Raw genomic sequence first — 26,444 nt, 5'->3', positions numbered from 1 at the left:
CGTGAGATTCGAAGGTATTTACACACCGGCGGTCACCCCGCACGCCGCCGATGGTGCCATTGTAAAGAAGGCGTTCGCGGCAGTTCTCGAATCCCTGATCGAAGCCAAGGTCCATGGCATCATCGTGGGCGGGTCGACGGGCGAATATTATGCGCATTCGGCGCAGGAACGGTTCGACCTCGCGGCCTATGCCAGGGACGTCATCGGGACGCGTTTGCCGCTAATCGTCGGAACGGGCGCGACGCGCACGGAAGATTCGATCGAATATGCGAAGGCGGCAAAGGCGATCGGCGCCGATGCGATCCTCGTGACTTCGCCTCCCTATGCCTTGCCGACCGAACGGGAGAATGCGGTTCACGCGCTGGCGGTCGACCGCGCCGCCAACCTGCCCATTATGCTCTACAACTATCCGGCGCGCATGGGCGTCAATATGGGTGAGGACTATCTCGCTCGCGTCGGTAAATCCAAGAATGTCGTGGCCATCAAGGAAAGCTCCGGCGAGATGGGCCGCGTCCATATGCTCGCGCGGGAGTTCCCGCATATCGGCCTGTCGTGCGGCTGGGACGATCAGGCGCTCGAGTTCTTTGCCTGGGGAGCGCGTAGCTGGGTTTGCGCCGGCTCGAATTTCATTCCCCGCGAACATGTCGCACTCTACGAAGCCTGCGTGGTGGAAAAGAACTTCGACAAAGGCCGCAAGATCATGTCGGCCATGCTGCCGCTGATGGATTTTCTCGAGGGCGGCAAATTCGTGCAGTCGATCAAATTCGGATGCGAGTTGAACGGCCTCGATGTCGGCCAGGTGCGCGCGCCGCTGCGTCCGCTCAATTCGGAAGACAAGCGCACCCTTCAGACGATCGTCACGACTCTGAAGCGCACCATTGCTCAAATTACCTCGGGAGCCAACAATGCGTGATCTTCTGACCGCAGCCGAATATGCAGCGATCGCACGTTCGATGTCTTATCCGTCGAATGCCTTCATCGATGGCGCATTTCGGCCGGCGGCATCGGGAAAGACTTTCAAGACGACCAATCCCGCAACCGGAGAGGTTTTGACGGAAGTCGCAGCATGCGGCCCCGCCGATGTCGACTATGCGGTCTCGAAAGCGAAGGAGGCGTTCGAGGATGGCCGCTGGCATCTTCGCTCTCCTGGCGAGCGCAAGGAGGTCCTGCTCAAATTCGCCAAGTTGCTCGAGCGCAATCGCCACGAACTGGCGGTGCTGGAAAGTCTCGACAGCGGCAAGCCGGTCCGCGAATGCCAGACCGTGGACGTGCCCGATACGATCCATACGATCCGCTGGCATGCGGAACTGATCGATAAGATCTACGACAATACAGCGCCAGTCGGGTCGAATGCGCTTACGCTCGTTGTGCGCGAACCGATTGGTGTCGTGGGCCTTGTGCTCCCGTGGAATTTCCCGTTGCTGATGCTGGCATGGAAGATAGGCCCAGCACTGGCGGCGGGCTGCTCGATCATTGTGAAGCCAGCTCAGGAGACGACGCTCACCGCTTTGCGAGTGGCTGAACTCGCGCATGATGCCGGCGTTCCGGCTGGCGTTTTCAATGTGGTGAGCGGCGGCGGCAAGGACGCCGGCGAGCCGATCGGCATGCATATGGACATTGCCATGGTCAGCTTCACCGGCTCGACTGCCACCGGCCGACGCTTCCTGCGCTATGCCGCCGAGTCCAATCTGAAACGCATCGTTCTGGAATGCGGGGGCAAGAATCCCGCCGTCGTGATGAACGATGTGGAAGATCTCGATCTCGTGGCCGAGCAAGTCGTCAACGGCGCGTTCTGGAATATGGGGGAGAATTGCTCGGCAACTTCCCGCCTCATCGTCCAGGCGTCGGTGAAAGACGAGCTCATGTCCCGCATCGGTGCCTATATGCGCGAATGGAAAATGGGCGACCCGCTCAATCCGGAGAATCGTGTCGGCTCGCTCGTCAGCAAAGCGCATTTCGAGAAGGTGAAGTCGTACCTGGAGATGATCAAGTCTGAGCACCTTTCGCTTGCCTTTGGTGGACAGACGCAGAAGGACATCTTCGTCGAACCGACCGTCGTCGACGGCGTCGGCCGCGACAGCCGCCTCTTTCAAGAAGAGATCTTCGGCCCGGTCCTCTCGGTCACGACCTTCAACTCCCTTTCGGAGGCGATCGCTCTTGCCAATGACACCGTGTACGGCCTGACGGCGTCGGTTTACACCGGTAGTTTCAGACACGCGATCAAGCTGTCGCGCGAGATCCGTGCGGGCGTTGTCACCGTCAATTGCTTCGGCGAGGGCGACGCGACCACACCGTTCGGTGGTTATAAGGAATCTGGTTTCGGCGGCCGCGACAAATCGATTTGGGCGCACGACCAGTACACCGAACTCAAGACGATCTGGATCGATGTCTCGGATCGCTCAGTTGAAGAGACGGTGCGATGAGCGGCGTCGTCAAGCGATTGCCTGTGAATGCGGGGACTTCTGGCTGGGAGGCCATCAGTACCCGCAACTTCGCGGTTCGAACGCTTGACGGCGATGTCCTGGCCGATTGGCTGATTGTCGGCGCCGGCTTTGCGGGTCTTTCCGCAGCCCGCAGGCTGACCCAACTCAGACCGGGAGAAAAGATCGTCGTGCTCGATGCCGGCGATGTTGCAAAAGGAACGGCGGGACGCAACTCGGGCTACATGATCGACGTTCCGCACAATCTTTCGAGCGGAGAATATTCTGTGGCCGACGCGCAGTCGACCGCATCGGAAATCGCGCAGAATCGTCTCGCCATTGCGTTCGCCGCAGACGCGGCTGCCGAATACGGCATGTCGAAGGGGACGTTCGATCCATCCGGCAAGATCAATGCTGCCGCGACTCCGCGCGGCCTGACATTGAACGAAAACTATCGGACGTCGCTCAGTCGTATCGGCGAAAAGTGCGAACTCCTCGATAAGGCCCAGATGCGCGCCATCACGGGGTCCGAGTATTATCTCGGCGGCCTCTACACGCCGGGTGCCGTCATGATTCAGCCCGCGGACTATATTTTCGGATTGGTGGGGGGCCTTGGGTCGAAAATCGAACTCTACGAACGCTCGCCTGTTCTCGAACTCAATCGGCGGGGAGCGCATTGGCAGGCGCGGTCCAATCGGGGAACCATCACTGCGCCGAAAGTCATTCTGGGCGTGAACGGACACATCCAGAGCTTCGGACATTTCCAGCATCGGCTGATGCACATTTTCACCTATGCGTCAATGACAGCCGCGTACGCGCAGCAAGGGGAAGGCGGCCGCGCCACCGGTGCGGAACGTTGGGCTCTGCTGCCCTCCGATCCCATGGGCGCGACGGTTCGAAAGATCTGCAATCAAGGAAAGGCGCGGATCGTCATTCGCACGCGCTTTACCTATGATCCGAGCCTTCGGGTCTCTGATCAACGCGTCGGACGTATATCGTCGGAGCAAAGGCGATCCCTCGACGCGCGCTTTCCCGAGTTGCGCGGCGTGCCGTTCGAACACCGGTGGGCAGGCGCACTCTGCCTGAGCCGGAACCATGCGCCCGCGTTTGGCGAGGTCGAGGAGAATCTCTACTCGGCCTGCTGCGAAAACGGCCTGGGAACCGTCAAAAGCACGCTTGCTGGGATGATGGCCGCTGACCTGGCCACCAATTCCTTTAGCCAAGACCTCGAAAATTATCGACATCAACCGAAGCCAAGCAGAATTCCGCCCGAACCCTTCGCCTGGCTCGGCATCAATTCGGTAATTCGACTGCAAGAATTGCGGGCCGGCCGGGAGAGATAAGGTCCCGGCACCGCAATAACAAAGGCGGACGCGAGTCCGGCCTTCGACGACGTGCGCGCATTTTTTGACGAATCGCGTGCATCAAAATGAGGAGGAGTGTGTCGTGAAAACGTTATGGAAAGCGCTGTGTGCCGCAGCGATGGTCGGTATGACAATACTGCCTGTCCGAGCACAAGAAAAGACGATCGAAATGGGGACCCTCTCCTGGGAGGATCTAACCCCCATTACGGGCGTAACGAAGAAAGTCCTGGAAGATGCCGGGTACAAAGTCAAGGTCACCGAGTTCTCGGAATGGGGTATCGCCTATGCCGCATTGAGCAAGGGTGACATCCAGATCCTGGCGTCTCAGACCGATTACGTGGCGCAGGACTACTGGGACAAGAACAAGAGCCGCTTGGAGAAGATCTCGCCGGTGTCCCATGGACTCTATCAGGCGATCGCCGTGCCCAAATATATGGACATCGACTCGATCGACCAGCTCAATGACAACGCGGACAAGTTCGGCGGTAAGATCATCGGCATCGAACCGGGTTCTGGCCTCATGCGCGACGCCGCGAACGCGGTTAAAACTTACGGACTCAAATTGCAGCTTGTCGAGGGGAGCACGGCCGGTATGACGGCAGCCCTGAAGTCCGCGATCGATCGCAAAGAAGCGATTGCCGTCACGCTCTGGGAACCGTCGTGGATGATGCAAAAGTACGACGTGAAGTTCTTGAAGGATCCGAAGGGCGTTTTCCCTCCGCCGCAGAGCTACTACTGGATCGGTCATAAGGGCTTCTCGGAAGCAGATCCGCACGCGCGCGAAGTCATTTCCAGCATCTATTTGCCATTGGCGGATATCACCACGATCAACGCGGAGGTCAAAGACGGAAAGACCATGGATCAGGCTGTCAAGGACTGGCTCGATGGCCATGCAGACCTGGTGAAGCGCTGGGAGAATATCAAGAAATAATGCCGGCTTGACATCCACCGCTCGGCACTTCGGCGGGCGGTGGATGGTAACGAGAGACAACCGGAGAAAGCGGCGAACGACCGCTTCGGAGGGGAAATCCGATGACAAATACTCTTATCGACATCAACGAGGTCCTGATCGACTGCCAATCCTTGTGGAAGATTTTTGGCGGCAACGCTGCTGAGGCGATGAAGGCGGTTGCTGAGCGTGGCTTGTCCAAGAAGCAGGTGCTTCAAGAGTTCAACTGCGTTGTCGGCGTGTCCGACGCCAGCCTGCAAGTTCGCCGCGGTGAGATTTTCTGTATCATGGGGCTCTCGGGTAGTGGGAAGTCTACGCTCATCAGGCTGTTGAATCGGCTCATCACGCCAAGCTTGGGCAAGGTCTTCGTCAAAGGCCGCGATCTCTCCGCGTTGAGTTCCGCCGAGCTGCGCGAGATGCGGGCGCGCCATATCGCGATGGTTTTCCAAAGCGTCGCTCTGCTGCCTTACCGAACCGTACTCGAAAATGCGGCGTTTGGTCTTGAGGTGCAGGGGATCCCGAAAGCACAGCGGAACAAAATCGCCCAAGATGCGCTGGCCACGGTCGGGTTGGGGGATTGGGGCGCGCGATACCCGACGGAATTGTCAGGTGGGATGCAGCAGCGTGTCGGATTGGCTCGCGCCCTGGCGGCGGACCCCGAAATCATTCTCATGGATGAGCCTTTTAGTGCGCTCGATCCGCTCATTCGGCGCCAGCTGCAAGATGAATTCAGACAATTGACCAAGCAGCTGGGCAAATCGGCAGTCTTCATTACGCACGATTTGGATGAAGCCATCCGCATCGGCGATCGCATCGCGATCATGAAGGACGGTATCATCATCCAGGTTGGAACAGCCGAAGATATTGTGCTGAAACCTGCCGATCCTTACGTCGCCGAGTTCGTCGCCGGCATTTCTCGCCTCCATCTGATCAAGGCCCACTCCGTCATGGAGCCTGTTGCAGAATACCGGCGAGCGCAACCGGGCGTCGATATCGCCAATCTCTTCAAGACCAAGCCCGACGCCGATATCGACGAGCTCATCAGCCTCACGATGCAATCGAGGCAGGATGCAATCGCCGTGGTCGAAGATGGCGCAGTTGTCGGGATCGTGACCACGCGCGGTTTGCTGCGCGGGGTCAAAGGATCACCGGCCGCAGAGACAGTTGCGGCATAACCAATATCCGACGGGAGGGTTAGGATATGGACAGTTCTGGTCTCGTCGACACGGTCGACAATGCAATCGATAACGCGCTCGGATGGTTGAACGACAACGCGGGCTTTGTGTTCGATTTTGTTCGCGCGATTTTGGAAGGCATCTACGATGGCGTGCTCTGGCTCTTGAATGTCTCGCCATTCTATGTCGTGGCGATGATTATCGCCTTGCTAGGTTGGAGAGTCGTCAATGCGTGGTTTGGCATCCTCGCTGGCGCTGCTTTTGTCTTTTGCATGATGATGGGACTGTGGCCAGAGGCGATGAGCACGCTTGCTCTGGTACTTTCAGCGACACTGCTCGCGCTGGCCGTGGCGATTCCTGCGGGGATTCTTGCGGGATTTGCCCCCGCACTCGACCGCATCGTCGAGCCAATGTTGGATTTGATCCAAACAATGCCGCCCTATATCTATCTCCTGCCCGGAATTGCGCTCCTGGGCTATGGGCCGGCGACTGCAGTCGTGGCGACTTTCATCGTGGCGGTCCCTCCTGCTTTCCGTCTGACGTCGCTCGGTATACGCATGACGCCGCACGTGTTTGTCGAACTTGGCGAGGCAACAGGTCTCACGCCGTGGCAAATGTTTTTCAAGATTCGCCTGCCATTTGCGATGCCGAGCATCATGACGGGCGTCAATCAAAGCCTGATGATGGCATTCGGTATGGTGGTTATCGCCGGGATTGTCGGCTCAGGCGGACTCGGCGAAACCATCTACAAGGCTATCCGAACGCTCGACATCGCCAAATCTATCGATGGGGCCATTGCCATTGTCGTTCTAACCATCGTCCTGGATCGCATCACGCAAAGCGCCTCTCGCTTGCGTAAAGGAGGTGTGTCATGAGCTGGTCTCTTCCACAGTTTTCTCCAGGCACGTTTCTAGCTCCAAGCGTAGACTGGCTCAATGCACACCTGCATCCTTTGTTTGCGGTGATTAGTGAGGTCATCGAGGCGGTTCTCACCGGAATAGGCGGCGCGCTGCTCTTTGTCCCTCCTTATGTGTTGATCGGTGTCGTGGTGGTCTTGGCTTTTGTATCGATCGGCGTGCGCGCCGCGATCCTTGCCGGTCTGGCCCTCGGTTTTTGTTGGGTTGCGGGCCTTTGGGAGGCCTCGATACAAACGATCACCTTGGTTTCGGTCAGTGTCGCCCTGTCCGTCATGATCGGATTCCCTGTGGGCGTTCTGGCCTCACGCTACAAGGGATTGGAAGCGGCAATCAGGCCTCTTCTGGACATCATGCAGACCGTTCCGCCATGGGTCTATCTCATCCCGGCGGTCATCCTCTTCAGCCTTGGTAGGGTACCTGCGATCATCGCGACAATCGTCTACGGCGTCCCGCCGATGCTCAGGCTGACGACGCTCGCCTTCAATCAAATTCCCAAAGATCTGATGGAGCTTGGGGCGGCGATTGGAGCCTCGCGCCGTGATGTTCTGTTCAAGATCGAGGTCCCTTCGGCGACGCCGACGCTACTTGTCGGCCTCAACCAATGCATCCTTCTGTCATTGGCCATGGTGGTTCTTGCTGGCCTTGTGGGCGCAGGCGGTCTCGGCGCGGAAGTCACCCGCGGCTTGACCCGTATGGAGATGGGTGTCGGTTTACGCGCGGGATTGGCGATCGTGGCCGTCGCGCTTTTGCTTGATAGGCTCTCGCGCGGCGTTCTGCAGGGCCGCAAATTCCCAAGCAGCACTTGATTGTGGTCAGGCAATTTGCGGGATCATCACATGAGACGTAGTTTCTACTGTATCGACTCGCATGCGTGCGGAAACCCGGTGCGCGTGGTCGTCGGTGGCGCGCCATTGCTGCCGAACGTCTCAATGGCTGAACGGCGAGAGATCTTCGTACGCGAGCATGATTGGGTCCGTAGGGCGCTCATGTTCGAACCTCGCGGACACGACATTATGTCGGGAGCGATCATCTATCCTCCGACCAGACCGGACTGCGATCTCGCCGTGCTCTTCATCGAGGTCAGCGGCTGTCTCCCGATGTGCGGCGCGGGAACGATCGGGCTCTCCACTGTCGTGATCGAAGAAGGGCTTGTGACGCCGCGGGTGCCGGGAATGCTCTCGATCGAAGCTCCTGCCGGGCGGGTGGACGTCACATATGAGATGGCGAATGGCTCTGTCAGAAGCGTGCGCTTATTCAACGTGCCGAGCTATCTTCACGCGGCCGACCTCGAGGTCGATGTGCGGGGCATCGGTCAGCTTGTTGTCGACGTTGCTTACGGGGGCAATTACTACGCCGTGATTGAGCCGCAGAAGAACTGGTCGGGTCTCACCGGCACGTCTGCCGCCAGTATCGCTGATGTCAGCCGGCGTCTCCGAACGGCTTTGGCTGAGATATGCGATCCGATCCATCCTGAGGATAGCCGGATTCGCGGCGTCCATCACGCGATCTGGTGTGACGGCTTGCCAAATGCGACGGCAGATGACCGCAGCGCCGTCTTTTATGGTGAGAAGGCGATCGACCGTTCGCCGGGCGGCACGGGAACGTCGGCTCGCATGGCGCAACTATACGGCAAAGGCCTCCTGAAACTCGGTGATACGTTTCGGAATGAAAGTCTGATTGGTACGGTGTTTGAGGGGAGGGTGGAGGCGACCGCGAAAATAGGGCCATTCGACGGCATTGCTCCGAGTGTTGCTGGGTGGGCCCACATTACGGGGCATAACACGATTTTTGTGGATGAACGCGATCCCTTGGCGCACGGATTTCAAATCTTGTGAAATGAATGACACAAGCTTGACCGAGTGCTGAGATGGCTAGTTTGTCCATGCCATTGTCTGCCTATTGGATGTTCGGGCGGTGCAGCCGAAACATGCAGTGCTTCGTCCGCGCGCCAATCGCCGGAATTCGGATGTAACAAGGAGTGGGTTTCTATGGTTGTGAGCGTCACAACGGCTCATCCTCGGCGCCCGTTGGCCGAGCCGCAGCAGCAAGGTCTGCGAGTCGGCTTTGTGCTTGCCAAGGACTTCACCATGTCGGCTCTTGCACTGTTTATCGATACATTGCGCTTGGCCGGCGATGAAGGCGACCGTAGCCGAAAGGTGGACTGCGATTGGGAGATTTTGAGCGCAACAGGCCGGCTCATTCGATCGAGCACTGGTATCGAGGTCGCGCCGACCGCGGGACTAGGCGATCCGAGACGATTTTCCCATATCGCTGTTGTCGGCGGCCTCTTGCGCGAAGCCGAACAATTGGATGCTGCGAGCCGCGATTTCTTGTTCAAGGCCAACGCGGCGCAAGTACCACTGATCGGGATCTGTACCGGCGCCTTCATCCTGGCGGAATGTGGTCTATTGCAGGGGCGGAGGGCTTGCGTGAGCTGGTTCCATTACCACGACTTCAGGGAACGCTTCCCGGAAATCGGAGTGATGGCTGATCGGCTTTTCTTTGTGGATGGCAGTAGGATCACCTGCGCCGGCGGGGCAGGCGCCGCGGATGTCGCGGCATTCCTCGTCGAACGTCATCTGGGACGTGCTGCGAAGCAAAAGGCCATGCAGGTCCTGCAGATCGAACGAGCCCGGGGGCCGTCCGACCCGCAGCCGCGGAATCCCTTTGAAGCACGCGTGACCGACAAGCGAGTGCGCCGCGCACTCCTGCTCATGGAGCAGAACTTGGGCCGCCCCAAAAAGATCCGTACGATAGCTTCTCAATGTGGCATTACGCCGCGTGGTTTGGAGCGATTGTTCCTAGCGGAGCTCGGCAAACAGCCGAGCCACGCTTACATGGATCTTCGCATGGAAGCTGCAAGACAATCGGTCGCGTTCTCGATGGAAAAGTTTACTGAAGTGGGTCTTTCAATCGGATTTTTGCCGTCCAGCTTTTCTAAACGCTTCAAAGAAGCGTTTGGGATGTCACCAACGCAATATCGCAGTATGCACCAGCGCGGCGAGTAGCTTTCGAGGTGCTGTTGCGATGCTTGCACGTTGACAAGGGCATCGCGGCCTTGGCAGGTTCTCCGGCATGAAAGACGTTTTCAAATCGTGCTACCGGGGCCGCCGTTTTCCGGCAGAATTAATCGCCCATGCCGTGTGGCTATATTTTCGCTTTCCTTTGAGTTTGCGGATGGTCGCGTCACCTTAACGTGGACGTTGGAGTGTGGCGGTATGATCAACTTTCCATCTGACTCAGATCCGCATCTTGACAAGGGCTCTGTTGCAAATTCCTCGCTTGATAGGAGCGAAACGCCAAGACGCGCGTGGAACTCGTGGTGGCGGGTTTCGCGCTGCGCGGACCTTCGGTTCAGCGGCCAAACCGATTATTTGCAGCGGGGCCGCCGATCGAGCTTCCACTCAGCTTTTGGCCGAGTTTGGCCGTAAGTTGCGCGAAAATATCACTTCCGGATCGGCTCCTTCGGCAAGGTTTACCTTCACGCCGTAATCGACCGAATCGAAGTTGGTGATCTGTCCGTCCGGATTGTTGGAGATAGATATACCTTGGAGCAGGCTATCGCGCAGGACGCCCTTGCTGATCCAAACGTTCGCAGATGTGTATCGAAGTGGCGCGCCAGTCAGAATAAAATTATGAAAGTCTACCTAGTTGATATTGTTGTTTAAATTTATGTGTTGCTCAAAATTGTAGTTTGGCCGAAGTCTCTTGATCCGCCAGTCACTGTATCTCAAATTGAGTCGAAGTGCCCCGTCTGGGACTTGATCGCTGACCTCGACGACTACCGTACAAATTTCCGATATCGGGGTGGCGCGTATTTCGCAGGTTCAAATCCTGCCCCCGCAACCATGCACCTTTGCGATGCGATACTCACATCTGCGCCAGCCTGTGATTGCCGACAGATATTGATAGACTGATGTCAGGCTACCGATACCGAATACCTCAGCGTCAGATAGCGGTGTACGACGAATTGCCCAGCAGCGAGCCAATCACGACACGAAGTCGCCGTTGTCCGTTCCGTCGATCAGCGGATCGGGAACGCATTCGGCCGCAAGCCGAACAGCGTCGAGAATTGCGATTGTCTGGCCTTCGACCCTTATCCCCGATCTCTCCAAGCCAGACAGGGCACGCGAAAACGATTCCCGGGTTATGCCAAGTTCCGACGCAATGAGATTTTTCTCATAAGGAAGCACAACCTGGTTGGGCGTGCCCTGCCGTCGGGACAAGGCAAGGATGTAGCATCCGACACGCTGCGTCGAGGACCTCAGCTTCAGGTTCTTGACCTGCCGGACCATGCGTCGGAACTGCTGCGCCAAGCTTCCAATTACCGCGTGCGCCAATAAAGGGTCTGCCTGGACGGCCGCACGAAACGCCGCCGCATGAATCAGCAAGAAGCGCGACGGCTCCGGCACGCGGGCCTGCATAAGATAAGGCGCGCCCGTCACGACAGCGGCCGGAATTATGAGATCCGGGGCGCGGACGGCCTCGATCAACACTTCGCGGCCTTCGCTGGATCGCCCAAACAATTGGGCCGATCCGGAGAGAACCATCAGTTGGAAGTTCGGCACCTCGCCCTGCTCGAACAAGATGGTGCCGGCCGCAACTGCATGGACCATGGCATTTCGCAGCAGCTCGCCGCGCGTTACCTCGGATAGCGCTCGAAATAGCGGCGATGCCTCAGGCACCACTTCCTTACCCATCGTTGCGTTCAACCCATCTTCTCCCCGATTGAGGTCCGTCGATCGCCGCTCTGCAATGTGTGACAATTGTCACGACCATCTTTGATGCAGATCAATGTGGCGAAGCAGCGGCTTCGGCAGTTTGGCATTGAGCGGACACGAATCCGCCCCTTGGGGCTAATTATCGAAGGGACCGTCTACGATGCAACCGACCGTGTATCCGAAATCCGGTCAGATTCTAGGCGCGAGTACGGCGGCGTTCACGGTCTGCTTCGCAGTCTGGACCATCTTTTCCATCATAGGAATTCGCATTCGCCAGGAACTCGGCCTCAGCGAGACGCAGTTCGGCTTGCTTGTCGGCACGCCAATACTCACCGGCTCTTTGATAAGGGTAGTGCTGGGTATATGGACGGACATTTATGGCGGGCGGATCGTCTTCACGGCCAACATGTTGGCCGCGGCGGTTGCGACATTTCTACTGTCCTATGCCCATACCTATCCTCAGATGCTGCTGGCCGCACTTGGCGTTGGAATAGCCGGAGGCTCCTTTGCCGTCGGTGTCGCCTATGTATCGCGCTGGTATCCGGCAGAAAAACAGGGAACGGCACTCGGCATCTTCGGCGCGGGCAACGTTGGCGCCGCGGTCACCAAATTCCTCGCTCCATTCGTGCTCGTTGCTTTCGGGTGGCAAGTTGTGGCGCAGGTCTGGGCGGCGAGCCTCGTCCTCATGGCTGGCGTATTCTGGTTCACGACACGTGATGACCCGATCATCGTCGAACGCAGGCGGTCGGGGATCAAGCCAAAAAGCGCCTGGCTCGAACTCGAACCGCTGAAGAACGTGCAGGTCTGGCGCTTTGCGCTCTACTATTTCTTCGTCTTTGGCTCCTTTGTCGCGCTCGCGCTGTGGCTGCCCCAATATCTCATCAACGTCTACGGGCTCGATATCAAGACCGCAGGCATGATCGCAGCCTTCTTCTCGGTGCCGGCAAGTCTCTTTCGCGCCTATGGCGGGCACCTCTCGGACAGCTTTGGCGCACGGCGCGTGCTCTACTGGACCTTTCTCGTTTCCGTCGTGGCAACCTTCGTCCTGTCCTATCCGCCAACCGATTACGTGGTCCATGGCACGAAGGGCGCGACCTCCTTCCATCTTGAGATGAGCTTGCTTGGCTTCATTGTTACGATCTTCGTGCTCGGCTTCTTCATGGCTCTGGGCAAGGCTGCCGTCTACAAGCACATCCCGGTCTATTATCCCAACCATGTCGGTGCGGTCGGCGGCCTCGTGGGGATGATTGGCGGCCTTGGCGGCTTCCTGCTGCCGATCCTTTTCGGCATCCTGCTCGATCTCACCGGTCTATGGACGAGTTGCTTCATGGCGCTCTTTATCCTGGTCACCGGTGCGCTCCTTTGGATGCACATTGCCATCCGCCAGATGGAGCGCGGAATGGTCGGCGAAGCGCTTACCAAGCTCCCGCCATTCCCCGAGATGCAGGGCATGCCCAAACCCGCGGTGGTTCCGTACAAAGGTGGCACTCTCACCGACTGGCGCCCAGAGGATCCCGCGTTCTGGGCGCAGAAGGGGCGCCGCATCGCCCGGCGTAACCTATGGCTTTCGATCCCGGCGTTGCTGCTGTCCTTTGCCATCTGGCAGGTATGGTCGGTCGTCGTCGCCAAACTCCCGCTCGTGGGCTTTACCTTCACCACCGATCAGCTCTTTTGGCTCGCCGCTCTGCCCGGCATCTCGGGTGCGACGCTCCGCATCTTCTATTCCTTCATGGTACCGATTTTCGGCGGCAGGCTCTGGACAACCCTCACGACTTGGTCGCTCATCATTCCGGCGGTCGGCATCGGCTATGCCGTGCAGAACCCTGACACACCCTATGTCGTGTTGCTGATCCTTGCGCTGCTTTGCGGCTTCGGTGGCGGCAACTTCGCCTCGTCCATGGCCAATATTTCTTTCTTCTTCCCAAAGGCGGAAAAAGGCAACGCGCTCGCGCTCAACGCCGGTCTCGGCAATCTCGGTGTCAGTGTCGTTCAGTTCATCGTACCCCTCGTGATCACCGCAGGCGTGTTTGGCTGGCTCGGCGGCGATCCGGTCATGGCCAAGGGAACGCCGGGAACTGCGCCGCTCTGGTTGCAGAACGCGGGTTTCGTTTTCGTGCCGTTCATTGCTGTCTCCGCCTTCGCGGCCTGGTTCGGTATGAACGATATCGCCTCCGCCAAGGCATCATTTGCCGAACAGGCGGTCATTTTTGAGCGCAAGCACAATTGGATCATGTGCTGGCTCTATACCGGTACGTTCGGGTCGTTCATCGGCTACTCCGCCGGCTTTCCGCTCCTGTCCAAGATGCTGTTCCCCGACGTGAACGCGCTTCAGTTCGCCTTCCTCGGGCCGCTTGTCGGCGCCCTGTCACGCTCGGGTACCGGCTGGCTCGCGGACAAATACGGCGGCGCGCGCGTTACCTTCTGGACCTTCGTGCTGATGATGGTGGGCGTCGGGGGCGTGCTCTACTTCATTGGCATCAAAGATCAGGCCGGCGCATTCATCGGTTTCTTCGCTGCCTTCCTGGTGTTGTTCTTTGCCACTGGCGTTGGCAACGCCTCGACCTTCCAAATGATCCCCGTGATCATGGCGAACGAGATGGGTCGCCTGATGCCTGGAGCCGATGCGGAAACGCGTCGGCGGCAAGCGGAAAAGGAATCCGCCGCCATCACCGGCTTTACCTCGGCGATCGCGGCCTTCGGCGCCTTCTTCATCCCGAAGAGCTACGGCACGTCAATCGCCCTCACGGGTGGGCCGGAAGCGGCGCTTTGGGGCTTCCTGCTCTTCTACATGAGCTGCCTTGCCGTGACCTGGGCTGTCTACACCCGCAAGGGCGGCCTTCTCCACGATATCGAGCGTGCCAAACGCGGCGCGACCGTCCATTCGGCTGCGGCTAAATAATCAGGGGCAAAAGCAATGTCGCAATTTCTCGACCGCCTTACCTTCTTCCGCAAGACCGTCGGTAGTTTCTCAGACGGCCACGGCACCATCACCAACGAGGACCGCTCCTGGGAGGACGGCTACCGCAAGCGTTGGCAGCACGACAAGATCGTGCGCTCCACGCACGGCGTGAACTGCACCGGCTCCTGCTCTTGGAAAATCTACGTCAAGGGCGGCATCGTCACGTGGGAGACGCAGCAGACCGACTATCCGCGCACGCGACCCGATCTGCCCAACCACGAGCCTCGCGGTTGCGCACGCGGCGCCTCCTATAGTTGGTATCTCTATTCCGGCGCACGGGTGAAATACCCGATGATCCGCGGGCGGCTGCTGAAGCTGTGGCGCGCCGCGCGCGCCACGATGCCGCCCGTCGCGGCCTGGGCCTCGATCGTCGAGGATGCGGACAAGCGGCGATCCTACATCGCGATCCGCGGTCACGGTGGTTTCGTTCGCGCCACCTGGGACGAAGTGAACGAACTCATCGCGGCTGCCAATGCGTACACGGCGAAGGCCCATGGCCCCGATCGTGTCATCGGCTTCTCGCCGATTCCGGCCATGTCAATGGTCTCCTACGCGGCGGGCTCTCGATATCTGTCGCTGATGGGCGGTGTGTGCATGTCATTCTACGACTGGTATTGCGACCTGCCTCCGGCGAGCCCCCAAACCTGGGGCGAGCAGACCGACGTTCCCGAAAGCGCCGATTGGTACAATGCCGGCTTCATCATCGTCTGGGGCTCCAACGTGCCGCAGACGCGGACACCCGACGCGCATTTTTATACCGAGGTTCGCTATAAGGGCACCAAGAGCGCAGTTGTCAGCCCAGACTATGCCGAGGCGACCAAGTTCGCCGATATCTGGCTCAACCCGAAACAGGGCACGGATGCGGCACTGGCTTTGGCTATGGGCCACGTCATCCTTCGCGAGTATTACCTTGATCGAACGGTTCCTTATTTCGACGATTACGCGCGCAAATATACCGACCTGCCTTTCCTGGTCCGCCTGACCGAGCGCGATGGTCGGCTCGTTCCCGAGCGGCTTCTGCGCGCCTCCGAGATCGCCGGAGGTTTAGGCGAAACCAACAACCCGGAGTGGAAGACGGTCGCGATCGATGAGGGTACGGATGCCCTCGTCGCACCGCGCGGCTCGATCGGCTATCGCTGGGGCGAGAGTGCCAAGTGGAATCTCGAGGAGAAGGATGGCGAGGGCCATGACCTTCGCCTCAAACTAACGCTTGCAGGCGAGGGCGCAGAGATCGCCTCCATCGATTTTCCGTACTTTGGTGGCCGTGCCACCGAGCATTTCGTCGCGACTGGCCACGGAGAAATCCTCGCGCGTCGCCTGCCGATCCGCCGCATCAAGTTGAACGACGGTGAGGAGGTAGCCGTCGCCACCGTGCATGATCTGATGATGGCCAATTATGGCCTCGACCGTGGTTTCGGCGGCGATCACGTGGCCAAGAGCTACGATGCGGACGTGCCATTCACACCCGCTTGGGCAGAGCGTATCACCGGCGTAAACCGCGATGCGATGATCACGGTTGCGCGTGAATTCGCCACCAACGCGGAGAAGACCAAAGGCCGTTCGATGGTGATTCTCGGCGCTGGTGTGAACCACTGGTACCACATGGACATGACGTACCGGGGGATCATCAATCTCCTGGTCTTCTGCGGCACTATCGGCCAGTCGGGTGGAGGCTGGTCACATTACGTGGGACAGGAAAAACTACGGCCGCAGACAGGCTGGACGCCGCTGGCCTTCGGGCTCGACTGGAACCGTCCGCCGCGGCACATGAATTCCACGTCGTTCTTCTACGCCCATACAGACCAATGGCGCTACGAGACGCTGACCGCTGCCGAAATACTGTCGCCCACCGCACCAGATGGCGACTGGAACAAGAGCTTCATCGACTACAATGTTCGCGCCGAGCGCATGGGCTGGCTGCCATCTGCGCCTCAACTCAAGCAGAACCCGTTGACGATCGCGACCAAGGCCAGGGCAGCTGGTCTCGAGCCAAAGGATTATGTCGCCAAGGCGCTGAAATCCGGCGAGCTGGAGCTCTCCTGCCATGATCCCGACGATCCGGCCAGCTGGCCGCGCAACATGTTCGTCTGGCGCTCGAACCTGCTCGGTTCATCCGGCAAAGGACACGAGTATTTTCTCAAGCATCTGCTCGGCACAACCCATGGCGTGATGGGCAAGGATCTCGGTGCAGAAGGAGAGGTCCGCAACACCGAGGTCGTGTGGCACGAGACCGCGCCGCAGGGGAAACTCGATCTGCTTGTCACGCTGGACTTTCGCATGTCGACCACGTGCGTCTACTCCGATATCGTGCTGCCGACGGCCACTTGGTACGAGAAGAACGACCTCAACACGTCCGACATGCATCCTTTCATCCACCCGCTGTCCGCGGCGGTGGATCCGGCTTGGGAGTCGCGGTCCGATTGGGAGATCTACAAGGGGCTTGCCAAGGCGTTCTCGGAAGTTTCACCCGAAGTGTTGGGCGTCGAGCAGGATGTAGTTCTCACCCCCATCCAGCATGACAGCCCCGCCGAGATGGCCCAGGCCCTTGACGTGAAGGACTGGAAACTCAGCGAAATTGAGCCCATTCCCGGCAAGACCATGCCGTCGGTCACGCTCGTCACCCGTGACTATCCCAATCTCTACGCCCAGTTCACGGCGCTGGGCCCCCTGATGACGAAAGTCGGAAACGGGGGCAAGGGAATTGCCTGGAACACCAGGCACGAGGTCGAGGCGCTTGGCGCATTGAACGGTCTGCGTCTTGAAGGTGCGGCCAAGGGCTTGCCGAAGATCGAGACCGATATCGACGCAGCCGAGGTTATCCTCATGCTGGCGCCCGAGACCAATGGCGAGGTGGCGATCAAGGCGTGGGAAGCCTTGTCGGAGATCACCGGCCGTGAGCATGCCCACCTTGCCTTGCCGAAGGAAGACGAGAAGATCCGCTTCCGTGATATCCAGGCCCAGCCACGCAAGATCATTTCTTCGCCGACCTGGTCTGGCATCGAGAGCGAGAAGGTCTGCTACAACGCCGGTTACACCAATGTCCATGAATTGATCCCGTGGCGCACGCTGACCGGCCGCCAGCAGCTCTACCAAGATCACCTGTGGATGCGTGCCTTTGGCGAGGGGCTCGTCACCTGGAAGCCACCCGTTGATCTGAAGACGGTCCCCGGCATGAAGGACGTGCGCCCCAACGGGCACAAGGAGATCGTCCTCAACTTCATCACGCCGCACCAGAAGTGGGGCATCCATTCGACCTACACCGACAACCTGCTGATGCTCACGCTCAATCGCGGCGGCCCGGTGGTGTGGATCTCCGAGACCGATGCGAAGGTCGCCGGCCTCGTCGACAATGATTGGGTCGAGGTCTTCAACATAAATGGCGCGCTGACTGCCCGCGCCGTCGTCTCCCAGCGTATCAAGCCGGGCATGATGCTGATGTATCACGCCCAGGAGAAGATCGTGAACACGCCGGGGTCGGAGATGACCGGCAATCGAGGCGGCATCCACAACTCGGTGACGCGCACGGTTCTCAAGCCCACCCATATGATCGGCGGCTACGCCCAGCAGTCATACGGCTTCAACTACTACGGAACCGTAGGTTCCAATCGCGATGAATTCATCATCGTTCGCAAGATGGCCAATGTCGACTGGCTCGAAGGGCCGCTCGTGTCTGAAGCGCCGAAGGAGGCTGCAGAATGAAAATCCGTGCTCAGATCGCGATGGTGCTGAATCTCGACAAATGCATCGGGTGCCACACCTGCTCCGTCACCTGCAAGAACGTCTGGACCAATCGCGAAGGCGTCGAATACGCTTGGTTCAACAATGTCGAGACCAAACCTGGCGTCGGCTATCCCAAGGAATGGGAAAACCAGAATAAATGGAACGGAGGCTGGCGACGCAAGAAGAACGGCCGCATCGAGCCGAAGATGGGTGCCAAATGGCGCATCCTCGCCAATATCTTCGCCAACCCCGATCTGCCGGAGATCGACGACTACTACGAGCCGTTCACCTTCGATTATGAGCACCTTCATACAGCTAAGGAGTCAAAAGCTTTCCCGACGGCCCGCCCGCGTTCAGCCATCAGCGGCGAGCGCATGGAAAAGATCGAATGGGGGCCGAACTGGGAAGAGATCCTCGGTGGCGAGTTTGAAAAGCGGTCGAAGGATGTGAATTTCGAAGGTGTCCAGAAGGATATCTACGGGCAGTTTGAAAACACTTTCATGATGTATCTGCCGCGGCTGTGCGAGCATTGCCTCAACCCGGCCTGCGCGGCCGTTTGCCCATCGGGCGCCATCTACAAGCGGGAAGAAGATGGCATTGTCCTAATCGATCAAGACAAGTGCCGCGGCTGGCGCATGTGCGTTTCCGGCTGCCCCTACAAGAAGATCTACTACAATTGGTCGTCCGGCAAATCGGAGAAGTGCATCTTCTGCTATCCCCGCATCGAGGCGGGGCAGCCGACGGTCTGTTCGGAAACTTGCGTCGGGCGCATCCGCTATCTCGGCGTCATCTTGTACGACGCCGATCGTATCGAGGCGGCGGCGAGCACGCCGGACGAGAAGGATCTCTATCAGGCCCAACTCGACGTCTTCCTCGACCCGAACGATCCGGCCGTCATCGCGCGGGCGCGCGCCGACGGCATTCCGGACAATTGGCTGGAGGCCGCCAAGCTCTCGCCGGTCTGGAAGATGGCGATGGAGTGGAAGATCGCCTTTCCGCTGCATCCGGAATATCGGACGCTGCCGATGGTCTGGTATGTGCCGCCACTCTCGCCGATCCAGTCCGCGGCGGCTGCGGGCAAGATGGGCGTCGACGGCGATATGCCGGACGTGCGCAGCCTGCGCATCCCGCTCCAGTATCTGGCCAATCTGCTCACTGCTGGAAAAGAGGAACCGGTGGCGCTGGCGCTCGAACGCATGCTCGCGATGCGCAGCTACATGCGGGCCAAGACGATTGACGGCCGCCTCGACGAGGCGATCGCGGCGCGGGTCGGCCTGACAGGCGTCGCCATCGAGGAGATGTACAAGGTGATGGCGATCGCGAACTACGAAGATCGCTTCGTTATCCCGTCTGCCCACCGCGAATGGAGCGAGGACACGCAGGATATGCGCGGTTCCTGTGGCTTCTCCTTTGGAAACGGCTGCTCGGGCGGCTCCACAGAAACGAACCTATTCGGAACCAAGCAAACCAAGCGGCCGACGAACCCGATGGAGATCGCATGATGGCCGAGCTTCCTTCGAAAAAGACTTTCAAGGCACTCTCGGTGCTCCTCGCCTATCCGACCATGGAACTCACGGCCGCGATCCCGGAAATCGCCGCAGTGCTCGCAGCCGAGGGGTTGGTCTCGCAAGAAGCGATGAAGCAGTTGCGGCCTCTGCTTGCCGATCTGGGCGCGGGAGATCTGTGTGACCTTCAGGAACGCTACGTCGAGTTGTTCGACAAGACGCGCCGTCACTCGCTGCATCTCTTCGAGCATATCCATGGCGAGAGCCGCGACCGAGGCCAAGCAATGGTCGACCTGGTCGCGCATTATCAGCGCAGCGGCCTCGTCATAGAGGCAAACGAACTGCCCGATTTCATTCCGCTTTTCCTGGAGTTCCTCTCTGCGCGGCCACTTGACGAGGCGCGTAGCCTGCTCAAGGAGACAGCTCATATCCTCTCGGTGCTGGAGGACAGGCTCGCCAAGCGAAACGGGGGCTATGCCGCGGTCTTCACGGCCATACTTTCGATCGTCAGCGATATCGCCGAGATCGCTGACACGGTCGAAACCGACGACGAGCCCGACGATCTGGCGGCCATCGATGCCGCTTGGGAAGAAACAGCTGTCACCTTTGGCCCGGGGAACGCCGCCGACGGCTGCTCCGTCGATCGGTTGAGAATTCAGATGCGCGCCGCCAATCGCGACGTGCGGCATAGCCCGGCATAGAGAAGGGGGAAGCAATGTCCAACGCAATCAATTACGCGCTTTTTGGCTGGTATCCTTATCTCTGCCTGACCGTATTTCTCCTCGGCAGCCTCATCCGCTTCGACCGCGAACAGTACACGTGGAAGACGGGTTCATCCCAGCTTCTGCGACGGCGCCAGCTCCGCTGGGGCTCCAATCTCTTTCATGTGGGTATCCTGGTGATCTTCGGCGGACACTTCGTGGGGCTGCTCACACCGATCTGGGTGTTTGACGCGTTCGGCATTTCGCACAGCTTCAAGCAGGGGCTAGCCATCACCCTTGGTGGCGTCGCCGGCATTGCCTGCTTCATCGGCATCGCGCTTCTCGCCCATCGTAGGCTGTTCGACGCCCGGATCCGAAACACCTCGAGTTTCGGCGACATCGCTATTCTGCTGTTGCTCTGGTTGCAGCTGACCCTCGGCCTCTCCACCATCTTCGTCTCGCTCGGTCATATGGACGGCCACGAGATGGTAAAATTCATGAACTGGGCGCAGGGCATCCTGACTTTGCAGCCCTCGGCGGCAACTTACGTTTCCGACGTGCATCCGATCTTCAAGGCGCATCTTCTTCTGGGGATGACCATCTTCCTCGTCTTCCCGTTCACGAGGCTGGTCCATGTCTGGAGTGCACCCGTCTGGTATCTCGGTCGCCCCGGCTATCAGGTGGTCCGCACGCGTTTCGCGGGGCGCCGATCATTTGCGCCCGCGCCAACGGTCGGGTCTCACGCACCTAAGCGGCCTGCCACCGGCGGCCCCACCCGCCAGCCCGCGGAGTAAATCATGACCGCGCTCATTATCAACCACGCGGCCAGCCGCCAGCCGGCCCCTGAACATCCGCACGAACATCGACCTGCGATACTTGACGCGAAACCATCCCGTGAGCGCGTGACGATGGCGCCAGTGACCGTAAACGGTGTGGCGATAACGCGTAAGGCGATTGCCACCGAGGTGCAGAACTTTCCTGCGCGCAATCCCGGCGAGGGCTGGAGGGCAGCGACCCGTGCGCTGGTCATTCGCGAACTGCTCCTGCAGGAAGCGCGGCGTCTCGACATCTGCGTGGAACAGAAAGTTGACCAGGACGGGCGGCGGGAGACGCTGGAGGACGCGCAGGTGCGCGGCCTCATCGAACGCGAAGTGCGTGTCCCGGAGGCGGACGAGGCGACGCTCCGCCGCTTTTATGAGAACAATCTTGGCCACTTTGTGACCCCCTCGCTCTATCAAGCCGATCACATATTGATAGGCGCCCGCCGAGATGATGATGAAGCTTTCGGAGCGGCGCGCGAAACTGCGGCGTCACTGAGAGCCGCCTTGGCAGCGGAACCAGAGCGCTTCGCGGCACTCGCGCGCGACTACTCGGACTGCCCATCGGCATCTCTCGGCGGTAGCCTCGGTCAGATCGGGCCGGGAGACACAACGTCGGAGTTCGAAGCCGCTCTCATCGGGCTCGCCCCCGGCGACATCTCAGCGCCGGTGGAGACGCGCTACGGCGTCCACCTTATTCGCCTGACACGTCGGATCGACGGCCGCCAGCTTCCATTCGAGGTCGTGCGGGAGCGCATCGCCTCCTATCTGGTCGAGTGCGTCCACCGTCAAGCGACGGCGCAATATCTCTCTCTCCTTGTCGGCCAGGCGAATATCAGCGGAATTGCAATCGATGGTGCCTCGTCGCCGCTGGTGCAGTGAGGAGGATGCGATGCTCGGAAACCTCATTGCCGCGCTGGACAATCCGAAGGTTGCCATGGACCTCGTCTCAGCTTTCGACGAGCCCGCCCTGCTGGCACGGTTGGCTGCGGCCGCCGATGGATCGGGCCGTCCGCCAGCCGATATCGTTGGCTCGATCGTACGCAATTTCATGGAAACCGCGTCCGACGATCTTTGGACTCAGCTCATCGGCATCATGAACCGTGCGGAAGATCCCGGCCTAGCGGCGATGCGCGCGATTCTCGAAAAGGCCCTACCGCGAGGAGTGGAGACCTGACGATGCGCATTGGTCGCCGCGATAGCTGCCGTAGCCCAGGCAGGCAGATGATGTCCGCCGACGCTATTGCCGCTGTATCGGGCGCCTCAACGTCTGCGCAGTCTGGCTCGTGGGTCGAAGTGCTCCCATTCGATCAATCGCGATTTGGAGGATAGACAGCATGGCCTGTTCCCTTATCGACAGTTACGGGCGTCGTATCAGCTACCTGCGCCTGTCGGTGACGGACCGCTGCGACTTACGATGTGTCTATTGCATGGCGGAGCAAATGACCTTCGTTCCGCGCCGCGAACTCCTCACTCTGGAGGAACTCGATCGGTTGGCATCGGCCTTTGTCGCCCGCGGGGTCTTGAAGATCCGCATCACGGGTGGCGAACCTTTGGTGCGGAAGGGTACCCTGACGCTGGTGCGGGGACTGTCTCGGCATCTCGCGACAGGAGCGCTCAAGGAATTGACACTCACCACGAACGGAACGCTCCTTGCCGAATATGCCGAAGAGCTAGCACGTGCCGGAGTTCGACGCATCAACGTCTCGCTGGATACGTTGGACGCGGCGCGCTTTCGTTCGATCACGCGGCGCGGCACGCTGGGTGTCGTCATGGACGGGCTACGGGCCGCGCGTGAAGCGGGCCTGCATCTGAAGCTCAACGCCGTCGCGCTGAAAGGGATCACAGAGAGTGAGATCCATGATTTGATTGTCTTCGCTCATCGTCAGGGGATGGATCTGACGCTGATCGAGACCATGCCTCTCGGCGATGTCGGAGAGGACCGTACCAATCAATACCTGCCGTTGACCGAGTTGCGGCGCCTGATTGAAACGCGGTGGACGCTGATCAATACGTCCGAGCGTACCGGTGGCCCCGCCCGCTATGCTCGTGTCGCCGAGACAGGCGGTAGGATCGGCTTCATCACACCGATGAGCCACACCTTCTGCGAGAGTTGCAATCGGGTTCGAGTGAGCGCGACAGGCGTGCTTTACACCTGCCTCGGCCAAGAGGATCGTGTCGACCTGAAGAGAGCACTTCGTGGTTCTGAGGCTGACGAAGAGCTCCACGCCGCCATCGATAACGCAATCCAAGCAAAACCACGTGGGCACGACTTCCAGATCGATCGAGGGGGGCGGCCAACGCTTGCACGCTATATGTCGGCGCTCGGCGGGTGAAGCAAATGCCCAGTACAGTCCTCTATCGTGCAAGTATTCGGACCTGTCGCCCAACGCGCCGAAGCATCTGGCTTGGTATCGGCGCCTGCACTGCAGATGCCCGCGATTGGGAGCAATTTTACAAGGAGATTCCGCATGCAGATCGCTGATCGAATCCATCCCATTACCGCAATCGTCTATTCCGACGGTGGGCAGTTCGAGGCTTTGCTGCAGGAAGTTACTGCAGCTATGACCGAGCACGGTATGCGGCTGGCCGGTCTCCTTCAGCGTAGCGAGCCGAAACCTGATCGCCTGAAATGCGATATGCATCTGCAGGATCTCGCGACGGGCGAGCTTCATCGCATATCGGATGATCGCGGTCCTCACGCCCGCGGCTGTGTCCTGAACACAGATCGACTGCTCCGCGCCTGCGCAACGGCGGAGGCTGGGCTATCCAGCCGGACCGATCTTATGATCCTCTGCAAATTCGGAAAGACCGAGGTTGAAGGCGGCGGTTTCAGAACGCTGATCGCCAACGCACTTGATCTATCCGTTCGCGTCCTGATTGGCGTCCCCTCCATCAATCTCACGCCGTTTCGCGAATTCTCGGCGGGGCTTACCCGCGAGATCGCAATGTCTGAACTCGGCTCCGATGGGCTCGCCGCGGCGCGACATCTGTGGCCCGACCTCTGGCTGACGAGAAGAAATGGTGGCGCCCGCATGAATCGGCCGCTGGAAAAGGTGCCACTCGTCAGCCCGTCTCCGCTTGTATCCGGGATGAACGGTGTGAAGCGGTTCGCTCCCCTGTTGCCAATTTTCGAGAGGTGAGCGATGGACGACATTGCACTAGCTCGCGCGCTGCATGTGCTTGCCGTGATCCACTGGATCGGCGGGCTGGCCTTCGTGACGCTGATCATACTGCCGCTCGCAAGATTACGTCGGACAACGGAAGAGGCCCTGGTACTGTTCGAATGCATCGAGCGGCGTTTTTCAGCTCAAGTCCGCATCTCTATTCCGCTCGTAGGTGCGACCGGACTTTGGATGACCTATCGGCTGGATCTCTGGGATCGTTTCGCCGATCCGAATTTCTGGTGGATGGGAGCGATGCTCGGTCTGTGGCTCGTCTTCATGCTCATGCTTTTCGTGATCGAACCGCTGCTGCATTCGACGTTTGAGAAGAGCGCCCTGCAAGACCCGGCCACCACTTTCCGCCGGATGAGCCGTCTTCACGAATTCCTTCTGCTGCTTGCAGCGCTCACGGCATTCGGCACTGTCGCTGGAGCCCACGGATTCGCTTTCTTCTGACATTGCGCCATTTACGTGGAGCCTGGTCGGTCTCGGCGCAATGAAAGGTGTGCTTGTAACGACCTCGACGTTCTTACAATTGGAGGCAATTCAGCGGCAGCTCAGGAACAAAAAGTCGAGCTCTATGGAGGCAATAGAGCCCGGAGACTTCCGATCGTTGATGAGGCTGCCTTGTCGTTGCAGACGACGTGGAGCCTAGAGTTCAATCCACCCTTCGGTGCGTCCTTCCACTGCAAGCCGTTGCGGATGACATAGACGATCCCGCTCACAACGCGACGATCCTCAACCCGCGGCACGCCATGCGCCAACGTAAAACACGGCGATATGCGCGCCATCTGGCGCTCACTCAGCAGAAACAAATCACCCATCACAGTCTCCCTATCCGGGCACTGTGAATCGCATCTCATCCTAATTTAATAGGTCCTGAGCCTAGCCCGTCACATCTTCGTTTCGTCACGGGAGAGGCTCAGCGGCATCGACGCGCTTTGCGTACCGGCTGACAGTCGCAAAACGTCCTGCCAAGCCGCAAAGGCGCTGAATAATGGCGGCTAGTTCAGGGAAGCGTTCGGGGCCTGTTGCACTCGGTCGGAGATCGTGGACTCAAGATCAGCAAGCCCGTTCGCGTGCGCACACCCAAACAAACCAGCGCCGCCGTAGGCCTGCACGCACATTTTTGGACGGGAAGCCATAATTTGGGACGACCAGCTAGCGACGTACGCAGTCACACACTTTACCACATTCATAACAACAAGAACGCGCAATCGATGGGCCGGGGTTAGGACTATGTTTTCCCAAACGCGTACTTACGCTCTCGCTGCGGCGGCGGCGATGCCGTTTTCTCCGCCAGCGCATTTGGAACAAATCGGGCGTTCAGCATGCCTGTTAGGGGAATTGATCGGCGGGGGGCAATAAGATGAATTCTCTGGAAGGCTGCGTGCCTGACGAAATCGTGGATTTTGCCGGGCGGATTTATACCCTTGGCGAAGCCGTTGGCGAGGCAATGGAGGCTCTATCGGTAACCCGCGCTACGCTTACTGTGTGGCGGGACGCCGAGCCGTCGCTGTTGCGGGCCAGCCACCTTGTGGCTCTGTCCGGTCGGCAGGACTTCAAAGACTACGTTGCGGACCTGAGGCGGCAAACGACGCGGCATTGAAGCCGATGGGAGACCGCGCGTTTTTGTTTTTCACTTGCCACCGCACCGCATGCGCTCGGCCGCGCGCCGCGCGCGAGAATATCACCTCAGGCGCGCTTCCTTTCCGCAAGGCCAATCTTCAAGCTGTGATCGATCGAATCGAAGTCGGCGAGCGGTCGATAGGGATTGTGGGCGATAAATCGACCCTGGAACAGGCCATGGCGCGCGGTGCCCTTGCCGATTCAAACTTTCGCAGATGTGTACCGAAGTGGCGCACCCAGCACGATTCGAACGTGCGGCCTTTGCCTTCGGAGGGCAACGCTCTATCCAGCTGAGCTATGGGTGCTTTGAAAGCCTGCCCCCCATGTAACCTATCACGGGCCGGGCCGCAACTGGCTTTCCCGCGCGACGGCAGGCGCCAGGGGCAGCATTTTTTGTTCACG

At 59.3% G+C, this 26,444-nt stretch carries 21 protein-coding genes, 1 tRNA gene and 2 pseudogenes; 21 read left to right on the top strand and 3 right to left on the bottom strand.

Annotated features, from left to right (window positions below; translation table 11 throughout):
* Position 1: 1 nt before the first annotated feature.
* The 10 genes and pseudogenes from V9T28_RS16395 to V9T28_RS16350 form a co-directional block, all read left to right on the top strand.
* Positions 2 to 913 (top strand): dihydrodipicolinate synthase family protein, encoded by a 912-nt coding sequence (locus tag V9T28_RS16395; protein WP_116400113.1) that lies wholly within the window; start codon positions 2 to 4, stop codon positions 911 to 913.
* Complete coding sequence (locus V9T28_RS16390) at positions 906 to 2,423, top strand: aldehyde dehydrogenase (RefSeq protein WP_116400112.1); 1,518 nt, start codon at positions 906 to 908, stop codon at positions 2,421 to 2,423. The genes V9T28_RS16395 and V9T28_RS16390 overlap by 8 nt, the downstream gene beginning before the upstream one ends.
* Positions 2,420 to 3,763 carry an NAD(P)/FAD-dependent oxidoreductase gene (locus V9T28_RS16385; protein ID WP_116400111.1) on the top strand — a complete coding sequence of 448 codons (1,344 nt, stop codon included), beginning with the start codon at positions 2,420 to 2,422 and terminating at the stop codon, positions 3,761 to 3,763. Before V9T28_RS16390 ends, V9T28_RS16385 begins: the two co-directional genes overlap by 4 nt.
* Before the next feature lie 103 nt (positions 3,764 to 3,866).
* Complete coding sequence (locus V9T28_RS16380; protein ID WP_199500061.1) at positions 3,867 to 4,715, top strand: glycine betaine ABC transporter substrate-binding protein; 849 nt, start codon at positions 3,867 to 3,869, stop codon at positions 4,713 to 4,715.
* 101 nt (positions 4,716 to 4,816) lie between these two features.
* On the top strand, positions 4,817 to 5,908 hold the full coding sequence (locus V9T28_RS16375; protein WP_116400109.1) for a quaternary amine ABC transporter ATP-binding protein: 1,092 nt from the start codon (positions 4,817 to 4,819) through the stop codon (positions 5,906 to 5,908).
* Between the two features lie 26 nt (positions 5,909 to 5,934).
* Complete coding sequence (locus V9T28_RS16370; RefSeq protein ID WP_116400108.1) at positions 5,935 to 6,783, top strand: ABC transporter permease; 849 nt, start codon at positions 5,935 to 5,937, stop codon at positions 6,781 to 6,783.
* Complete coding sequence (locus V9T28_RS16365) at positions 6,780 to 7,631, top strand: ABC transporter permease (RefSeq protein ID WP_116400107.1); 852 nt, start codon at positions 6,780 to 6,782, stop codon at positions 7,629 to 7,631. The genes V9T28_RS16370 and V9T28_RS16365 overlap by 4 nt, the downstream gene beginning before the upstream one ends.
* A gap of 30 nt (positions 7,632 to 7,661) precedes the next feature.
* On the top strand, positions 7,662 to 8,660 hold the full coding sequence (locus V9T28_RS16360; RefSeq protein WP_116400106.1) for a 4-hydroxyproline epimerase: 999 nt from the start codon (positions 7,662 to 7,664) through the stop codon (positions 8,658 to 8,660).
* A 153-nt stretch (positions 8,661 to 8,813) separates the two neighbouring features.
* Positions 8,814 to 9,833 (top strand): GlxA family transcriptional regulator, encoded by a 1,020-nt coding sequence (locus V9T28_RS16355; RefSeq protein ID WP_116400105.1) that lies wholly within the window; start codon positions 8,814 to 8,816, stop codon positions 9,831 to 9,833.
* 67 nt (positions 9,834 to 9,900) lie between these two features.
* Positions 9,901 to 10,008 (top strand): annotated as a pseudogene (locus V9T28_RS16350) (IS6 family transposase); the annotation flags it as partial.
* An 806-nt stretch (positions 10,009 to 10,814) separates the two neighbouring features.
* On the opposite strand, the gene V9T28_RS16345 reads toward V9T28_RS16350, so the two are convergent.
* Positions 10,815 to 11,525, bottom strand: coding sequence for a helix-turn-helix domain-containing protein (locus V9T28_RS16345; protein WP_116400104.1), 711 nt, complete (start codon positions 11,523 to 11,525; stop codon positions 10,815 to 10,817).
* Between the two features lie 181 nt (positions 11,526 to 11,706).
* On the opposite strand from V9T28_RS16345, the gene V9T28_RS16340 reads away from it, so the two are divergent.
* From V9T28_RS16340 to V9T28_RS16295, 10 genes are all read left to right on the top strand, one after another.
* Complete coding sequence (locus V9T28_RS16340; protein WP_116400103.1) at positions 11,707 to 14,445, top strand: nitrate/nitrite transporter; 2,739 nt, start codon at positions 11,707 to 11,709, stop codon at positions 14,443 to 14,445.
* 15 nt (positions 14,446 to 14,460) lie between these two features.
* The gene (locus V9T28_RS16335; protein WP_116400102.1) at positions 14,461 to 18,204 is read left to right on the top strand and encodes a nitrate reductase subunit alpha; all 3,744 of its coding nucleotides are present in this window, start codon (positions 14,461 to 14,463) and stop codon (positions 18,202 to 18,204) included.
* On the top strand, positions 18,201 to 19,727 hold the full coding sequence (gene narH / locus V9T28_RS16330) for a nitrate reductase subunit beta (protein ID WP_116400101.1): 1,527 nt from the start codon (positions 18,201 to 18,203) through the stop codon (positions 19,725 to 19,727). Before V9T28_RS16335 ends, narH begins: the two co-directional genes overlap by 4 nt.
* Positions 19,727 to 20,431 carry a nitrate reductase molybdenum cofactor assembly chaperone gene (gene narJ, locus V9T28_RS16325; RefSeq protein WP_245424036.1) on the top strand — a complete coding sequence of 235 codons (705 nt, stop codon included), beginning with the start codon at positions 19,727 to 19,729 and terminating at the stop codon, positions 20,429 to 20,431. Before narH ends, narJ begins: the two co-directional genes overlap by 1 nt.
* Positions 20,432 to 20,445: 14 nt before the next feature.
* On the top strand, positions 20,446 to 21,225 hold the full coding sequence (narI, locus tag V9T28_RS16320; RefSeq protein ID WP_116400099.1) for a respiratory nitrate reductase subunit gamma: 780 nt from the start codon (positions 20,446 to 20,448) through the stop codon (positions 21,223 to 21,225).
* Positions 21,226 to 21,339: 114 nt separating this feature from the next.
* Positions 21,340 to 22,131 (top strand): peptidylprolyl isomerase, encoded by a 792-nt coding sequence (locus V9T28_RS16315; RefSeq protein ID WP_445242173.1) that lies wholly within the window; start codon positions 21,340 to 21,342, stop codon positions 22,129 to 22,131.
* Between the two features lie 10 nt (positions 22,132 to 22,141).
* Entirely contained in the window at positions 22,142 to 22,426 is a 285-nt protein-coding gene (locus V9T28_RS16310) for a hypothetical protein (RefSeq protein ID WP_116400097.1), read from the top strand.
* 160 nt (positions 22,427 to 22,586) lie between these two features.
* Positions 22,587 to 23,585: a GTP 3',8-cyclase MoaA gene (gene moaA / locus V9T28_RS16305; RefSeq protein WP_116400096.1), complete on the top strand. Its 999-nt coding sequence runs from the start codon at positions 22,587 to 22,589 to the stop codon at positions 23,583 to 23,585.
* 135 nt (positions 23,586 to 23,720) lie between these two features.
* Positions 23,721 to 24,392: a DUF2478 domain-containing protein gene (locus V9T28_RS16300; RefSeq protein WP_158554754.1), complete on the top strand. Its 672-nt coding sequence runs from the start codon at positions 23,721 to 23,723 to the stop codon at positions 24,390 to 24,392.
* Between the two features lie 3 nt (positions 24,393 to 24,395).
* Complete coding sequence (locus V9T28_RS16295; protein ID WP_116400094.1) at positions 24,396 to 24,869, top strand: hypothetical protein; 474 nt, start codon at positions 24,396 to 24,398, stop codon at positions 24,867 to 24,869.
* 215 nt (positions 24,870 to 25,084) lie between these two features.
* On the opposite strand, the pseudogene V9T28_RS16290 reads toward V9T28_RS16295, so the two are convergent.
* Positions 25,085 to 25,237 (bottom strand): annotated as a pseudogene (locus tag V9T28_RS16290) (transposase); the annotation flags it as partial.
* A 545-nt stretch (positions 25,238 to 25,782) separates the two neighbouring features.
* On the opposite strand from V9T28_RS16290, the gene V9T28_RS16285 reads away from it, so the two are divergent.
* Positions 25,783 to 26,022: a hypothetical protein gene (locus V9T28_RS16285; protein ID WP_116400093.1), complete on the top strand. Its 240-nt coding sequence runs from the start codon at positions 25,783 to 25,785 to the stop codon at positions 26,020 to 26,022.
* 248 nt (positions 26,023 to 26,270) lie between these two features.
* Here the strand turns inward: V9T28_RS16285 and V9T28_RS16280 are convergent.
* Positions 26,271 to 26,347 (bottom strand) — tRNA-Arg (locus V9T28_RS16280).
* Between the last annotated feature and the right edge of the window lie 97 nt (positions 26,348 to 26,444).

Origin of the sequence: Methylovirgula sp. 4M-Z18 (assembly GCF_037890675.1) — a bacterium.
In the GTDB taxonomy this organism is placed as follows: Bacteria; Pseudomonadota; Alphaproteobacteria; order Rhizobiales; family Beijerinckiaceae; genus 4M-Z18.
The sequence above is the reverse complement of the archived record's forward strand: the minus strand, read 5'-3'. Positions and strand labels throughout refer to the sequence as shown.

Excerpts from the sequence above, each read along its gene's own strand:
- V9T28_RS16360 (WP_116400106.1), top strand. The coding sequence starts at position 7,662 with ATGAGACGTAGTTTCTACTGTATCGACTCGCATGCGTGCGGAAACCCG.
- narH (WP_116400101.1), top strand. The coding sequence starts at position 18,201 with ATGAAAATCCGTGCTCAGATCGCGATGGTGCTGAATCTCGACAAATGC.
- moaA (WP_116400096.1), top strand. The coding sequence starts at position 22,587 with ATGGCCTGTTCCCTTATCGACAGTTACGGGCGTCGTATCAGCTACCTG.
- V9T28_RS16385 (WP_116400111.1), top strand. The coding sequence starts at position 2,420 with ATGAGCGGCGTCGTCAAGCGATTGCCTGTGAATGCGGGGACTTCTGGC.
- V9T28_RS16355 (WP_116400105.1), top strand. The coding sequence starts at position 8,814 with ATGGTTGTGAGCGTCACAACGGCTCATCCTCGGCGCCCGTTGGCCGAG.
- V9T28_RS16335 (WP_116400102.1), top strand. The coding sequence starts at position 14,461 with ATGTCGCAATTTCTCGACCGCCTTACCTTCTTCCGCAAGACCGTCGGT.
- V9T28_RS16315 (WP_445242173.1), top strand. The coding sequence starts at position 21,340 with ATGGCGCCAGTGACCGTAAACGGTGTGGCGATAACGCGTAAGGCGATT.
- narI (WP_116400099.1), top strand. The coding sequence starts at position 20,446 with ATGTCCAACGCAATCAATTACGCGCTTTTTGGCTGGTATCCTTATCTC.
- V9T28_RS16370 (WP_116400108.1), top strand. The coding sequence starts at position 5,935 with ATGGACAGTTCTGGTCTCGTCGACACGGTCGACAATGCAATCGATAAC.
- V9T28_RS16345 (WP_116400104.1), bottom strand. The coding sequence starts at position 11,525 with ATGGGTAAGGAAGTGGTGCCTGAGGCATCGCCGCTATTTCGAGCGCTA.
- V9T28_RS16285 (WP_116400093.1), top strand. The coding sequence starts at position 25,783 with ATGAATTCTCTGGAAGGCTGCGTGCCTGACGAAATCGTGGATTTTGCC.
- V9T28_RS16390 (WP_116400112.1), top strand. The coding sequence starts at position 906 with ATGCGTGATCTTCTGACCGCAGCCGAATATGCAGCGATCGCACGTTCG.
- V9T28_RS16295 (WP_116400094.1), top strand. The coding sequence starts at position 24,396 with ATGGACGACATTGCACTAGCTCGCGCGCTGCATGTGCTTGCCGTGATC.
- V9T28_RS16375 (WP_116400109.1), top strand. The coding sequence starts at position 4,817 with ATGACAAATACTCTTATCGACATCAACGAGGTCCTGATCGACTGCCAA.
- V9T28_RS16300 (WP_158554754.1), top strand. The coding sequence starts at position 23,721 with ATGCAGATCGCTGATCGAATCCATCCCATTACCGCAATCGTCTATTCC.
- V9T28_RS16365 (WP_116400107.1), top strand. The coding sequence starts at position 6,780 with ATGAGCTGGTCTCTTCCACAGTTTTCTCCAGGCACGTTTCTAGCTCCA.
- V9T28_RS16310 (WP_116400097.1), top strand. The coding sequence starts at position 22,142 with ATGCTCGGAAACCTCATTGCCGCGCTGGACAATCCGAAGGTTGCCATG.
- narJ (WP_245424036.1), top strand. The coding sequence starts at position 19,727 with ATGGCCGAGCTTCCTTCGAAAAAGACTTTCAAGGCACTCTCGGTGCTC.
- V9T28_RS16340 (WP_116400103.1), top strand. The coding sequence starts at position 11,707 with ATGCAACCGACCGTGTATCCGAAATCCGGTCAGATTCTAGGCGCGAGT.